At 67.4% G+C, this 13,979-nt stretch carries 13 protein-coding genes and 3 pseudogenes; 10 read left to right on the top strand and 6 right to left on the bottom strand.

What is annotated here, in order from left to right; all coding sequences use genetic code 11:
• The first annotated feature begins 333 nt into the window (after positions 1 to 333).
• Together OG254_RS48245 and OG254_RS48240 are read left to right on the top strand one after the other, a co-directional pair.
• Positions 334 to 921, top strand: a complete 588-nt coding sequence (locus tag OG254_RS48245) for a hypothetical protein (RefSeq protein ID WP_405594496.1) — start codon at positions 334 to 336, stop codon at positions 919 to 921.
• Between the two features lie 61 nt (positions 922 to 982).
• Positions 983 to 1,431: pseudogene (locus OG254_RS48240) on the top strand (FTR1 family protein); the annotation flags it as partial.
• A 165-nt stretch (positions 1,432 to 1,596) separates the two neighbouring features.
• Here the strand turns inward: OG254_RS48240 and OG254_RS48235 are convergent.
• The gene (locus tag OG254_RS48235; protein ID WP_405594493.1) at positions 1,597 to 2,985 is read right to left on the bottom strand and encodes an alpha/beta fold hydrolase; all 1,389 of its coding nucleotides are present in this window, start codon (positions 2,983 to 2,985) and stop codon (positions 1,597 to 1,599) included.
• 556 nt (positions 2,986 to 3,541) lie between these two features.
• Here OG254_RS48235 and OG254_RS48230 point away from each other — a divergent pair.
• A complete protein-coding gene (locus OG254_RS48230) occupies positions 3,542 to 4,021 on the top strand; it encodes a transposase family protein (RefSeq protein WP_405594491.1) in 480 nt (159 codons plus the stop codon).
• A gap of 183 nt (positions 4,022 to 4,204) precedes the next feature.
• On the opposite strand, the pseudogene OG254_RS48225 reads toward OG254_RS48230, so the two are convergent.
• Positions 4,205 to 5,113, bottom strand: a pseudogene (locus OG254_RS48225) (transposase); the annotation flags it as partial.
• A 101-nt stretch (positions 5,114 to 5,214) separates the two neighbouring features.
• A pseudogene (locus tag OG254_RS48220) lies at positions 5,215 to 5,366 on the bottom strand (IS5/IS1182 family transposase); the annotation flags it as partial.
• 118 nt (positions 5,367 to 5,484) lie between these two features.
• On the opposite strand from OG254_RS48220, the gene OG254_RS48215 reads away from it, so the two are divergent.
• Complete coding sequence (locus OG254_RS48215; protein WP_405594489.1) at positions 5,485 to 5,784, top strand: SseB family protein; 300 nt, start codon at positions 5,485 to 5,487, stop codon at positions 5,782 to 5,784.
• Positions 5,785 to 5,821: 37 nt separating this feature from the next.
• Here OG254_RS48215 and OG254_RS48210 read toward each other — a convergent pair whose 3' ends face one another.
• Positions 5,822 to 6,325, bottom strand: coding sequence for a hypothetical protein (locus OG254_RS48210; protein WP_405594487.1), 504 nt, complete (start codon positions 6,323 to 6,325; stop codon positions 5,822 to 5,824).
• 386 nt (positions 6,326 to 6,711) lie between these two features.
• On the opposite strand from OG254_RS48210, the gene OG254_RS48205 reads away from it, so the two are divergent.
• From OG254_RS48205 to OG254_RS48195, 3 genes are all read left to right on the top strand, one after another.
• Positions 6,712 to 7,218, top strand: a complete 507-nt coding sequence (locus OG254_RS48205; RefSeq protein ID WP_405594485.1) for a ricin-type beta-trefoil lectin domain protein — start codon at positions 6,712 to 6,714, stop codon at positions 7,216 to 7,218.
• Positions 7,219 to 7,344: 126 nt separating this feature from the next.
• Entirely contained in the window at positions 7,345 to 9,564 is a 2,220-nt protein-coding gene (locus OG254_RS48200; RefSeq protein ID WP_405594483.1) for an RICIN domain-containing protein, read from the top strand.
• Between the two features lie 647 nt (positions 9,565 to 10,211).
• On the top strand, positions 10,212 to 10,586 hold the full coding sequence (locus OG254_RS48195; protein ID WP_405594481.1) for a hypothetical protein: 375 nt from the start codon (positions 10,212 to 10,214) through the stop codon (positions 10,584 to 10,586).
• A gap of 28 nt (positions 10,587 to 10,614) precedes the next feature.
• Here the strand turns inward: OG254_RS48195 and OG254_RS48190 are convergent, their stop codons facing one another.
• A complete protein-coding gene (locus tag OG254_RS48190; RefSeq protein WP_405594479.1) occupies positions 10,615 to 11,121 on the bottom strand; it encodes a hypothetical protein in 507 nt (168 codons plus the stop codon).
• Between the two features lie 218 nt (positions 11,122 to 11,339).
• Here OG254_RS48190 and OG254_RS48185 point away from each other — a divergent pair, with 218 nt between their 5' ends.
• Positions 11,340 to 11,744, top strand: a complete 405-nt coding sequence (locus OG254_RS48185) for a hypothetical protein (protein WP_405594476.1) — start codon at positions 11,340 to 11,342, stop codon at positions 11,742 to 11,744.
• A complete protein-coding gene (locus OG254_RS48180; RefSeq protein ID WP_405594474.1) occupies positions 11,741 to 12,037 on the top strand; it encodes a hypothetical protein in 297 nt (98 codons plus the stop codon). The genes OG254_RS48185 and OG254_RS48180 overlap by 4 nt, the downstream gene beginning before the upstream one ends.
• Positions 12,038 to 12,171: 134 nt before the next feature.
• On the opposite strand, the gene OG254_RS48175 is transcribed toward OG254_RS48180, so the two are convergent.
• The gene (locus OG254_RS48175) at positions 12,172 to 12,360 is read right to left on the bottom strand and encodes a BBE domain-containing protein (protein WP_405594472.1); all 189 of its coding nucleotides are present in this window, start codon (positions 12,358 to 12,360) and stop codon (positions 12,172 to 12,174) included.
• A gap of 458 nt (positions 12,361 to 12,818) precedes the next feature.
• Here OG254_RS48175 and OG254_RS48170 point away from each other — a divergent pair, with 458 nt between their 5' ends.
• Positions 12,819 to 13,793 carry a GNAT family N-acetyltransferase gene (locus OG254_RS48170; RefSeq protein ID WP_405594470.1) on the top strand — a complete coding sequence of 325 codons (975 nt, stop codon included), beginning with the start codon at positions 12,819 to 12,821 and terminating at the stop codon, positions 13,791 to 13,793.
• Positions 13,794 to 13,979: the final 186 nt, after the last annotated feature.

Genomic DNA, 13,979 nt, shown 5'->3' with positions numbered 1-13,979 from the left:
TCAACCGTGACCCGGCGAAGAACGAGACGCACCACATTGAGATCATTCCGATGGCGGCCGAAACCGGCCGTATCGTGCCGAACGTTCCGATCAAGCTCGAGATCGTCGACGCCAAGGGCAAGGTCGTTCAGGCCCAGGACCTGAACCTCTACCACGCCTGGTTCTTCCCCTACGCGAATAGCTTCTCCATCACCACGGCCGGTAAGTACACCCTGCGCGCCACGCTGCAGCCGCCGACCTTCCTGCGGCACGGCGCCAGCGGCGAGAAGCCCGCGCCGAGCGAGACGGTCACCGCCACGTTCGCAGGCGTCGAGGTGAAGCCAAGAGCTGACCGTGACCGTGATCTCCGACAGACCCATGGCCGCTGCGATCTCTACGCATGCCTGGGAGACGGAGCAGTCGGCGGCCGTCGGCGACCAAGCCCGGGAGCACACCGAGGCCGCGCACACGCCGCTTTCGGTTCTGGCCGCCGCGGGGCTGTTGAGCTGCGCCGCCCTGGCCGCCGTCTGCTGGATGTCCGGTCGCGTCCACGCCGATCCGACGCTGCAGACCGTCGCCCGCTTTCTGCATGTCGCGGCACTCGTCGTCGGACTGGGCGCCGTACTCGCCGTGGGCTGGTTCGCCGTCCTGTGGCTGCAGGGACGCCACCGCCTGGCCGACATCCTGAACACTGCCTGCACCCTCCAGGTCCCGATCTGGCTCGGACTGGCCGGGCTGGTGACCACCGGCTTGTTCCTCAACCCAGACCTGACCTCCACGCTGACCCAGGTCACAGGCGGACTCGTCCTGGCCATCACCCTCAACGGCCTGTACGCCCACCGACTCGGCCCGCACCTCGACCGGTACCGGGACCAGCGGGTGCCACGCAGCCTCCTCGTCCAATCGGGTGTCGCCGCCACCGTCAGCCAGTTCGGCTGGTGAGGAGCCAGCCTGATCGGCTTCATCAACGGCCAGTCCTGAGCCCGTCCCGCAAGGAGACCGTGTGTTCGCCAACTACCCCATCGGTCTGCGTGGAGGGCCTTGAAGCCAGCCTCGTCGTCTGCATCCTGGTCGCCTACCTGGTCAAGTCCGGCAACCGGAGCAAGCTGCCACCGATCTGGCTCGGCGTGGGCATCGCGGTCGCCCTCAGCCGGAGTGTGGGTGCGGTGCGGCAGTTCGGCTCCACCCAACTGACCTTCGAGGCTCAGGAGATGTTCGGCGGCGGTCTGTCCATCATCGCCGTGGCCCTGGTGACCTGGATGGTTTTCTGGATGCGCCGTACCGCCCGGCATCTGAGGGCCGAGCTGCACGGAAAGCTCGAACCAAGCCCTGGCCATCGGCAGCGGCGCGCTGGTGGCGACCGCCTTCCTCGCCGTCGGCCGCGAAGGCCTGGAGACCGCACTGTTCGTCTGGTCTGCAGTCCAGGCCCCGGACAACGAAACCCGCCCGCTATGTCTGGACGGAAGCCGAACGCTCAGCCGACCAACTACGACGCTCAGTGGCCACTAGGACGCTCGTCACAACACGTGTGGCTGAGGTTCCAGATCTGGCCCGTGAGCGGTCGAGTTGGCCGGGATGAGCGTCGTAGGTGGCCCGCAGGGGGGGTGCTTCTGTTCTCTATGGGCTGGCGCTGGCCACACCGCTTTCGTCGACGGTGAACTGTCCGTTCGCGGCGCCGTCGAAGGTCCCGCTCCTGATCCACTCGATCAGCGCCGCCTTGACCGTGGCATGCGGGCCGGCCCACGGTTCGCCGGGGCGTCCGCCGTAGGGCGTTCCGGACTCCGGTGTGCAGCGCGGGCCGGTGCAGCCCTCCATCTGCATCTGGTGGCTTGCGCACTCGACCTGCACGAGCACCTTGTTCGTCATCGACGCCGGGAGCGCGTTGTAGATGGCGGGCGCGTTGGCCGGCGGCGCGGTGGCATCGTCGAGACCGTGGATGACCAGCGTGGGCGGGGTCAGCTGCCCCGCGACGGCGGTGTTCCAGCCGTAGCTGGAGAACGTCGGCGAGCGGTTGAGACCGGTCGGGTTGCCGGGATCGTCCCCTCCCCAGTTCCGCCCCTCGGTGTCCTGCTCCATGATCTGCTCCCAGAACTGATCCTGGCTGCCGGGGACGACCCGCCCGGTGCACAGAGCCTCGCGATTCGGTGGCAGCACCGGTGCCCCCGGGCGGCGGTCAAGCGTCAGCGGGAACGTGACGAAGCCCGTCGGGGGCGTCGTCTCCTCGGTCGGTCCACCGAAGAGCGACGACATGAACACGGCACGATTGACCTTCGCGATGACGTCGGCGCTTCCGGGGAGGAGCGGGTTGGGGTTGGCTGCGTACAGCGTCCGCCCGACGCGCGGCCCGCCGAGCGAATAGCCGAGCAGGGTGACCTTGCCGTCCGTCGGCTGCGCGCGCGTGATGGCGTCGTCGATGACCTGGCGGATATCGCGTACCCAGACGTCGGTGCTCGCGAAGCGGTGGTTGCTTGAGTGTGCGCGCCTCTCCCCGCCCAGCGGATTGGTGAAGAGCAGCGTCCTCTGCTGATCGAGCGGGAAGATCGGGTTGTGGGTGCGGTCGCACCCCTCAGGGTGCGGACAGGTGCCGTCCGCGAGGTAAGGCCTGAGGCTCGCGTTGCCGGGATCGTTCAGGCCCTCGTCGAAGCGCGTCGAGCGGCCGTAGCCGAGCAGGCTCGGGGCGAAGGTGTCGATTCCCGCCCGCGCGAGTCCGTCCTGCACGCTGAGCGAGGCACCCTCCGGGGCCGGGTGGCGCAGATCGAAGGAGGGCGAGGCGGTGACGCTGCGGCCGTGGATCAGCACTGCGGCCCTGTTGGGCACTCCTGGGCATTTGCCGTTCGCGTACACCGGCTGGACGCGATGCACCTGGATCCTCGCCGGGCGCCCGTCGAACTGAGGGTCCGGCATGAGCCCGGGTGGCACCCTGAACCTCAGCCAGTGATCGTGGGCGGCGACGCCGGTCGGCACGTCGTCGCATTGCTGGGCCGACGGCTTGGTGGCAGCGGCCATCGATGTTGTGCTGGAGCCGAAGGCACTCGTGATCAGGCAGACGCACAGCAGGAGCCACCTCGTCCGGACCCCGGACCGTACCCCGGTCCACGCCCGTCGCCCGCGCCCCACCGAAGCCGCCAGTACGCCTATTCTCCGGAGGATCCCTCTGTGTCGCCGAGTCATGCGCGGTGCTGCCATGCCCAAACCTCCTGCCGCTGGACGCAGGTGAAGCCGACTCTCATTAGCGTGCCCAGCAGGCACGTAGAGAGCGCCCCGCGCACGGGTGCACAGGTGGCACATCGGCGCGCGGCGGCGGCGCCAGCCGCCCATGTCCCTACGCGGTCATAGAACTTGCAGGCCGGAGGCGCCTGAGCCACCACGCTCCCTGCGACCACACACGGTCACACGGCCCCTCAATCACCAAGGAATACACAACAGTCGATTAGCAAGCTCACCAGCTGGCTTTGTATCTCAGAGTGCGGGCTCTGGTCCACTTCTTGTGATCACGTACGCAGCGTCACTGTTGATCTTCGTGTGACGGCGGCTGAGGTCGCCCGAAAATCGCCCGGCCGGAATGCGGTGTGGTCGACAGTGCTGCGCCGTGAACGAAGTACGGCCGCAGCTGGATGAGTTGATGTTCTCCTCGGTGGATGGCGTGTCCGTGGAGTCGGTCGAGGTGACCGACTCGGTCGTCCGGGTCGAGGCTCGGACGACCGTGGGGCGGGCGGCCTGCCCGGGATGCGGGTGCTGGTCGGGCCGAATACACGGTTCCTACCTGCGATTTCCCCGTGATCTGCCAGCGGTCGGCAAGTTCGTCGTGGTGTCGTTACGGGTGCGTCGGTTCGTCTGCGCGGAGCAGTCCTGTCCGCGCAAGACCTTCGCCGAGCAGGTGTCCGGGCTCACCCGCCGAGCACTACCACGTTCCCCTGGACGCCCGCTTCGTCGACCACGCACGTGGCCGCGGCTGGAAACCGCCTCAGCTGAGCGGCGCCGAGCTCGCCCGGATCGCCGACACGTTCTTCCCCGACGACGGCTCTGCGCCCGTCGTTGCTGACGGTGGGCAGGAGAGAGTCTTGTCGGACGCCCAGAACCTGGGCGGCTCGACTCCTTAGCTGCACGAGGTGTCTTTCCAGCTGAACGGTTCTTGGGCGACCTTGACTGCCGTCACACGAAGATCAACAGTGACGCTGCGTACGTGACCACAAGAAGTGGACCAGAGCCCCAACGTGACACAGCCAATCCGGTTCAGCCAGGAGCTGTTCGTCGGGGTGTAGGCGATCTCGACGTTGTTCGCGTCGTACCAGTCCGCGACCCGGCTGCACCGTTTGGTGGTCAAGTGGGGCGAGTAGTTGTCACAGACGATCGCAATGCGCTTCTCGACCGGGTGTAGGGAGCGCAGGTAGCGGCAGAACTCTGGAAACTTCGACCGGGTCTTGGCCTTCTTGATGTGGCCGTAGAGCTGGTCTCTACCCAGGTCGTAGGCGGCGAACAGGTGCCGCACGCCGTGCGGGCGGGTGTAGGTGGCCCGGCGGCGCGGCCTGGGCTCACGCTCGGGATCCTTCCTTTTGCCTCCGCGTTCGGCCCACTGGCGTCCGGGGTGGGGTTGGAGGTTGAGCGGGCCGAACTCGTCCATGCAGAAGATGACTTCGGGCTCGCCGCCCTCGCGTAAGACCTCGCCGTCGGCGATGGCGTAGAGGTGCTCGACCCAGGCCTTCCTCGCCCGAGCAGGGTGCGCAGGCCCTCGTGGCCGATGTCGTCGACCACTCCCTCAGCGACCAGGAAGTCGGCCGGCTTGACCAGGCTCCAGGTCGAGAACGGCGGGCCGTGCTCAGCCGGCTTCGACTTTGCGATCTTCTTGATCTCCCGCCGTTCCGGCAGGGTGAAGGTCTTCGGGCGCCCGCCCTTGTACTTGAGGTAGAGGCGCCTCGAAGCCGTCGGCGTTGAAGTTGTGGATCACATCGCGGACCCGGTCCGGGCTGGTGAGCGTCACCTCAGCGATCTTGTTCACGTCCATACTTTGCGCGGACAGCAGCACCATCTGGGCCCGCCGCCAGGTCACCACCGAACCGGTGCCCCGGCGCACGATCCGCAGCAGCTGCTGCCCCTCCTCGCCATCGATCTCACGCACCCGTACACGCTCAGCCACGAAGACAGCATGGCGGACACTCGCCGCCCGGGCTCGTACTCCGAACGGCGTCACGACAGGGCGAACGTTGGTTGATGCGGCACTAGATGCATTGATCCGGAGAGCACCCAGCCCTCCAAGAGCAGGCTCCACGGCCGGCCCCTGTGCACCGGATCCGCACCCCGCGCCACAACACCGTGATCGGATTGCCGAACTGACGTGGACTCAGCCCCGTGAACGAGGCTGACCAAGACGGCTCCGGCGCCGTGACCACTGCTGGGCGCCTGTTTCCGAACCGTGACGATCGGAACTCCCGGCTCCCTCACCTGCACTGTCGTACACCCCGCCACGACCTGAGCACCCGGCGTATACACATCGCGTATACATGCCGCGTGCTCATTCCGGTCGTCGGAGGGCTGCACTATGTGCACGGCCATCCCCAGTTCGTCCACCTTCTGCTGCCCGTGGCGGAGCGCCGGGGGCATGACTCCGTGGCACTCGTGTTCACCTCGGAGGCGCGCATGGCGCAGGCACTTCGGGAAATGCACCGCTACCGACCCGTGATACTGAGTGAGTTGATCGCTCACTGGCCCTTGGGTGGCGTCGCGTTGATGGTCGATGCCGGCCCCCCGGATTCATTGCTTCTCTATCCGCAGCAGGCACGGCGGCTGCTGACCCGCCCCAGAGGGTGAGTATCGGAGCGGCGCGCCTAAGGGCAATGCCTTTGCGTTATGGGTTTGCAGGCTGAGGTCGTGTGATGAGGATGGCCTCAGTGCCGGTGCGGGTTGCCTGGGGCCAGGCATGGTGTTCAGCCTGTTTTGGCCGGTAGTTGGACATCTTGCGCTTGCCGACACTTGTGTCTCCTGCCTCCATGATCCGCCCGATTGGGTCGAGCAATGCTCCCGTGTCGTACTTCGGTAGCAGGAACCTCTCCGGTTCCCACTGCAGGTACTTGTCATACGGGCGCGGACGGCGATTGAGGGCGAAAAGGAACTCAAGCAGGGCGCGGATACTGTCAGCCGTATCGAGACGGGCGGCGAGAAGACGGCCGTCGCGGGCGTTCTTGACGGATCGATAGAGGGAGTTGACGTAGGCGTCAAGCCAGTCGGCCGCTCCCCGAAACGCCTCGTCGGCGCTGAGTCGCCCCTTGCCGGTGACGATATCTGTGAGTCGCCGTCGAACCGGTCGAGGAGAACCCGGGCTCGGGCGCTCAGAGATAGCGATTTCCCTCAAGTCATCGTTTTTCGTATGGGTTTGCGCGTCACTTTTCGGGCTTGCACTGAAGCGTTCGGGCGGCCCTCTAGAGCCGAGCGTTGTTCACCTTCCCTTTGAATCGCTAGGACTTCTGGCCCATCCACTTGGACATTTGCGCGCTGCCGTTGACATGCACTCTGAATCCCACTCACCATCTCACAGCGAGGTGAGTGAATCTGTTTGACCTCGTTGAAGCTTTCATGATTCGTGGGGGCCGATCGTGGGCTCGATGGGGCCCTGCGCATGACACCTTCCAAGCAGCGATGCGATTCCGGACGCGCCACGACCTCCCACCACCCCCTTGACGGTCGCCCGCGGTCGCTTCAGCCCCCTCCCCGGTCGTCCCAACCCCCCATGGAGTCGACATGACCTCCTTGCTCAGACCGCGACCACCTCCTCGCCTCCGCCTGCTCGCCGACCGCCCCGAGCCGCAGCGCACCCAGCTCCTCGACCACCTCTTCAAGACCGGCTACGACGCGGCATTGCAGACCCTCAAGCTGGAGGTCGGCGGCGACACCAACTCCACACATGGCGCCGAGCCCAGCCACATGCGCACACGCGACACCGTGGACTGCGGCCAGGGCTACCAGTGGTGGATCGCCGAGCAGGCCAAGGCTCGTACGGCCGCAAAGAACTGGTGGTGGGGCAACGACACGCTGCGCCTCGGTGGCCCGAACGGCAAGTGCGTGGACGTCGAGAAAGAGGGCACCGGAGACGGCACGCCGGTCCACCGGTGGGACTGCAACGGCGGGCCGAATCAGCAATGGACGCCGCAGACCAATGGCGGGCTCAAAGGCGTTCAGTCCGGGCGCTGCCTCGATGCCTCCGGCCTCAACACGACCAACGGCACGCAACTGGTGATCTGGGACTGAACCGGCTGGGCCAACCAGCGCTGGACTCTGCCCTGGGTCATCAAGAAGGCCGGTGTTCCGGCCCTGGATCCTCGCCCCTTCCAGGGCCGACCGGCGGCACCCTCCTGACACGAAGACGGAGTAACCATGTTGGCTCCCCGCAGATTCGCCGCTGCCGTCATCGCGATGATTCTGGCGCTCATCGGCGGCACCTTAGTCACAACGACGACCGCATCGGCGTCCCCGTCCGAGGCCACATACACGATCTCCATCGGGGCGAAGGGCACGTACGCGCACCCGACGGACACCCCGGCGAGCACCTACATCGACAAGGACGGCACGTTCTACTTCCAGCAGTCCGCCGCGCTGTACGGCACCTCGGAGCCCCGCTACTGGGACTTCTTCACCGGCACGAACTTCGAGGACGCCAAGCGCTCGTCCGCGATCAGCGACGCGGTGAACCCTGCCAATCCCAACGACAAGAACAACGACACGACCTGGCGGTGCAACAACAGCCCCACCGGCGTGGAGGCCACAAACGCGCCCGCCGGCTCGCGCTACTCGCAGCGCAACTACTGCGACCTGTCCGGTGTGTGGGTCGATCCGGACACCGGGGACTGGTACGGCCTTGTGCACAACGAGTTCACCCCGCAGCCCTTCGGCGACGGCATCCACTACGACGGCATCGACTACGCGGTATCGAAGGACCAGGGCAGGACGTGGAGCATCAAAGGCCACGCCATCACCTCCCCGTACAGCACCAAGCGAGGCGACAACCAGCAGTTCCCGCACCAGACGTACTACTACGGCGATGGTGACCAGCGGCTGTTCGTCGACACCGCCTCGGGCTACTTCTACGTCTACTACGGCTCGCGGGTCGTGGAGAAGGGCGGCACCTGGAAGGCGTTCCAGGCGCACGTCGCCCGCGCGCCGATGTCGGCGAAGATGGCCCCGGGTTCCTGGCGGAAGTGGCACAACGGCTCCTGGTCACAGCCGGGGGTAGGCGGCTTGGAGAGCAACATGGAGCCGGTGACGTCGTCGAACCCGACTGGTTACACCCCGGTCGACCGCGATTACGACCCCGCCAACCCCGGCACCGCGGCAGAGCAGATCGAGGCCGGTGAACTCCCCCCGACGTCTCCGCTGTTCGTCATGAACATCGCCTACGACGCCTACCTCGGCCTGTACATCGGCACGCCCGAGGTCGTGAAGCAGCCCGGGCCGCAGCAGTACTACGTGACGGACAATCTGGCGACCCAGAAGTGGCACCTGGCCGGTGACTCCGGCAGCTACACGTCCAGCTCCTGGTACCGCTGGTTCCTCGACGGCGCCAACAAGACGAACTCCACCATCGTCGGCAAGACCTTCCGGTCGTACTGCGCCATCTCCTGCGCCACCTCCGGCGGCGAGTACGCCAACGTCACCATCGACTCCAGCGAGCCCGCCAAGGCCCCCCTCGACCCGGCCCGGACCTACCGCATCGCCGGCGGGAACGGCCGGCTGCTGGCTCAGGTGTCCGGCAACTCGGCCACCACCTCGCTGGCGTCCGCCACCGGATCTGACCTGGAAGCCTGGTCCTTCGCGGGCAACGGCGACGGCTCGTACCGGATCACCAACGCCGCCACGGGACAGCTCCTGGGCGTCGCCAACACCTCCACCACGACCCGAGCCTGGGGAACCAAACCGACCGTGACCGCGGTCGGAACCGACGGTCCCACCGTGGGGCAACAGTGGTTCATCATCCCCGACACGTCCGCCAGGGGCGGGCAGGACGGGACGTACCGGCTCGTCAACCGCTACAGCGGCCTGATGATCGGCATGTCCGCCGACGCCGACCGTCTCGCCGAGACCACACCCGCCCGCCACTGGACCAACACCACGGGCAACCCGGTCGGCGGCTCACGTACCGCCGCCGAGCAAGTACTGACGATGACCGCGGTCGGCTCGACCCCCGGCGGCCTCAACGGCACGCACACCCTCATCACCAGGGGCAAGGCGCTGGACGTCCCGGACTACAGCAAAGAGCCGGGCACCCAGCTCGTCACCTACACCAGCAACGGCGGAGCCAACCAGAAGTGGCGGTTCACCCTGCAGCCCGACGGCACCTATCAGCTCGTCAACGTCACATCGGGACTGTGCGCCGACGTCAGCGGCGCCTCCACCGAGGCCGGCGCGAAGGTCATCCAGTGGACCTGCAACGGACGCGCCAACCAGCGCTGGGTCGTCACCAGGATGCCAAGCGGCGCCTACACCGTCGCCTCGGCGAAGGGGGGGCTGCTCCTCACCACCGCCTCGTCGTCGAACAAATCCCCGGTGACGCAGGAGACGAACACGAACTCCTCCCTCCAGCACTGGTCGATCGTCTGACCCTCCTTGCACGGACGATAGAGGGCGGGGTCTCGCATGTCGGGTTCTTCCGCGAGCAGATACCGGGCCTCGCAGAAGAGAGGGCTCACAAGGTTGAGGACGGGGCCGACGACCCAGCCGTCGAAGTCGTCGGCCCCGTTCGTGCGGCTCGCAGTGTGCGGCCGAGAGCCGGCGAGGGAGGCGTTGAGCCCACCCGAGCCGGCGCCCGCCGAACGCTCGCGGGCTGACCGGCCGCCGGCTCGACCGCATGTGCCGCGGCAGGTCGGAAGACACAGCCACCGGTGGGTGGGCGGCGCTGTCCCCGGCGAGGGATACACAGTCGTCCATGAGTCCGACGGTCGCCGGCGGATTACCTCCGTCCGGAGGACCGGCGCTAATGAACTTGACGAAACCGGCCTGACCATGGACGACTGATCACGATCCACGCCGCGCGGGCACTCGTTCGCGGACGGGCGGGGCGCCCCCCGCCCCGCACTCGGCACCATCTCAGTACACTCCCCACCACCCGGCGGCTGACCAGGCAGGACATCAAAGTCCGGCTGGAGTACCAGCCGTGGACTTCGCGGCCGGAAGCGCAGGAGTAGTCGCGCCCCTGTCGTCCAACCCCGCGGATGCGCTGCTTCCTCGGGCCGCTTGAGGAGACGTTCGTGCTGGATTCCGCTACCACGCAGTTCATCGAGGCTGTCGGGAAGCTGCCGCCCGACACGCTCGTCGCAGTGTTCGATCACGCACTGCGGCTGCACCGCAGCGGCGGCCGTGAGGCGAGCCGCGCGCTCCGGCTGTCCGCATCGGAGTTCTCCGAGATCGATCACGCGGTCCGTTCGACGCTGCTTCCGCGCGCGGATCAGCTCGATGCCTTCCGCACCGGGCTGCACTCGGACGCCAAAGCTGTGTGCTGCATCGCGGCAAGGGCGATCCGCGCACGCGCAAAGTGTGCCGAGGCGCACTACCGCGTGCTGATCGAGCCGTTCGCAGCCGCCGGCGTCGATACCCCTGCTCACCCGGCAACCCCACCGTCCTGACCACCGGTCGCCGTCCCCGCCGGCCGGGTCAGTGCCAGTTCTCGGCCGTGTGGACGAACCAGAGTGCCGCCCGTCCTTCGTTCCGGGAGGCCTCGGCCGCCAGCTCGAACGCGGCAGCGCGATCGTAGGCATCCTCAGAGCTCGTCGCCGGACCAGATGGGGTCTTGACCAGATATCCGCATACGCTGCGCAGCCACGTGGCGTGCGACGACGCCAGCTCGCGAAGCGTTGCGGCGTGGGGCGACGCCGCGCGCGTCGGCGTCTCCGGCGGATCGACGCGGGGGGCGCGGTGGAGCCCCGGCCATTCGCGCGCTACCTCACCGTGGCTGAAGACAGCCACCTTCTGGGCATGCCGAAGGATCATGTAGCCCATCGGGATCCATTCCGTCAGATGCCCGTCGTACTTCTTCGCCGGGTCGGCGAACGCATAGGTGGATCGAGGGCCGCCGAAGATCACGTACTGCGGCCCGGCCTGCTCGCTGTCGAACGGGTCGATGCGGTCCGCCTCGACCGGCGGGTACCGGTAGTGCTCCATACCCACGATGGTGTCAGAGCGCTCGGAGAGGGTGTTCCAGCAGGGGCCTGGTGTTCCGAGCCTTGGCTCGTACGGCGGCCCGTCTTGAACGCGCCACGCCGACGCCGTGGTCACGGGCAGGGAAGGGCTGTTCCGAGCTCGGTCGCCCTCGGTCCCGGGCGGGGGCCGGGCCGGCACTCGGCCCGCGCTGTCACGCCGCCCCGTCATACGCTTCCGCCATGAGCGTCTCTCTCTACTACAGCGCGCACCGCACGACACCGCTGACCGGGGCCGAGTCGGCCTCCGTCGCGCGCGTCGTCGCCGCGCACATCACGTCGTTTCCGTACGACGACGAGGAAAGCCTGTACGTGTACGACCGACGTGCGGCCGGGCCGGAGGAGATCGTCGCCGGGTCCACCAAAATGCCGCTCGATCCCGGTCGTCTGATGCCGGTGATCGCCCATGTGCTGGATTCTGTGACGGAGTTGCGCCGGGCCATGCCGGATGCCGAGTGGCGCGTGCACATGGACGACCTCGACGTCCCGTGGGACGAGGCCGAGGGGTACGCCCTGCCCGGGATGCGCGACGCGGACCTGATCGCGGAGCTCGCGGCGGTCCACGACGGGGACGGGGCAGCGGAATGAAGGAGGAGAGCACGGGGCAGGCCGCGGACGCCGTGCCGCCCACGCCGGATCAGTGGCGCCTCATCGAGTTCGGCAAGGCGCTGTACCGCCGCATCGCTGCGGACGCCGACATCGGTCACGTGCTGCTGCCCGAGGACGGTGCGGTGGCTGTCGTGCACCGCGTGCGGGGCGGTGGGACGATCCTCGTGGCGGCCGACCGGTCGGTGCTCTTCTTCGGCTCGGCGCTCGACATCAGTGCCGCCCTGATCGAGTTCCGGGCCGGCCGGCGCACGCCTGTGGAGCTGTTCCAGTAGCGGGAGACGCGGGGCAGAGACAGCCCGCCGAGGGCCCGCTTCCGATCAGGCCCGGCGCCCGATCGACGCGATGGTGTCACCGAGCTGCTCCTGCGTCACTCGGACCCCCGTCCGGAGCCTCACCATCGGAACGGCTAGGGCTTGATGTTCTGGTTCAGGTGGAACAGGTTTTCTGGGTCGTACTTCCGCTTGACCTCAACGAGGGGGTCGTAGTTGGTCTTGTAGTTGGCCCTGATCCGGTTCTGGTCGTCGGCGGCCATGAAGTTGATGTATCCGCCTTCCTCCGAGTGCGGGCCGTCGCTTCGTAGTAGTCGCGCACCCACGCGATGTTGGCCTCGCTGTCCACGGCGCCGTGCGCCGTGGTCCGGTAGAGGGTGCGATCGCTGCCGTCCGACGCGGCACCGCCAGCTCCAGTACCGCCACGACCTCCTCCACGGCTGCCTCACCAGTACCGGCCTCCGACACCAGCCGCCATGACGACATCACGCATTCAAGGGCAAGTGGCCATGGCGGGCTCCAATAGTTCGCCGGGCGAACTTGTCGACGGCGGTGATGACCATTGCTGGGCGAGGCTGTGGAAGCAAGCACAGTCGGCGCTCCTCCGGCTCCTCAGAGGCCCCCGGCGAACCGGGGCCCAGCGGGTCGTCGATCGGCAGGAAGACGGCCGCTCGGTCGTCGGGGAACGCGGCCGCTCGACCCTTGAAGTACCGCAGGACCTGTCGCTTCGCCCGGGGCGCACGTCCGTGGTGCGATGGAACTGGGGGCGGAAAGGAGAGCGATCATGCCCGCAGCGAAGCGAACGAGTGCCGCTGCCCTGGTGTCGGTCCGGCCGCTGATTGAGCCGGACCTGGATCGGGCCGACGCGATCTTCAGGGTCGCCTTCGGAACCTTCCTCGGGGCCCCTGAGCCGGAGACGTTCTTCGGGACGGCCGACTATGTCCGCACCCGCTGGGCGGCAGATCCACACGCGGCCTTCGCAGCGACCGTCGAAGGCGAGGTCGTCGGATCGAACTTCGCCGCCAACTGGGGCAGCGTGGGGTTCTTCGGCCCGCTGACCGTACGTCCAGATCTGTGGGACCAGGGCGTCGGCAGGCGCCTCATGGAACCGGTCATGGCCTGCTTCGACACCTGGGAGAACCGCCACCTCGGCCTGTTCACCTTCTCGCACAGTCCCAAGCACCTCGAGCTCTACCGCCGGTACGGTTTCTGGCCCCGATTCCTGACAGCCATCATGAAGAAACAGGTCGCCGTCAGTGCCGCAGTCCCCGGCCGAGTGCTGTACGGCGAGCTGACCGCCGCTGAGCGGCCCGCCGCACTGAGCCTCAGTCGGGCACTGACGGGGGCCGTGTACGAGGGCCTGAGCCTGGAGCGCGAGATCATGGCCACACAAACGCAGGGGCTCGGTGACACGATCCTCCTCGAGGGCGCCGACTCCGACCTCGACGGTCTGGCTGTCTGCCACTGCGGAGCGGGGTCGGAGGCCGGTGAGGACGTGTGCTTCGTCAAATTCGGCGCCGTACGCCCTGGCCCGGACGCCGCGGACCGATTCGAGCGACTGCTGAATGCGTGCGAGCAGATGGCCACCGAGAAGGGACTGGGGCAACTGGACGCCGGAATGAGCCTGGCCCGCCAGGATGCCTACCGGCGCATGGTCGACCGCGGTTTCCGTACCTGGCTGCAAGGCGTGACCATGCACAAGCCCAACGAGCCCGGCTACAGCCACCAAGACGCCTACGTGATCGACGACTGGCGCTGAGTCCCCCGCCATACTGGGCTTCGGGGAAGACCCGATGCCGTCAGGAGACGACCGACACCGGGATTCCACGCTCAACGTCCTGTCGCTGACCGCCCGTCACGGTTCCTACTGACCACGTCGGCATAGTGCAGTCGTTCCGGCGGTGAAGGCCGGTGGACGACCGGCGAAACACACCCGGCGGGAGAT

This window comes from Streptomyces sp. NBC_01092 (genome assembly GCF_045039535.1).
GTDB lineage: Bacteria > Actinomycetota > Actinomycetes > Streptomycetales > Streptomycetaceae > Streptomyces.
This window is presented reverse-complemented; position numbering and strand designations above follow the sequence as displayed.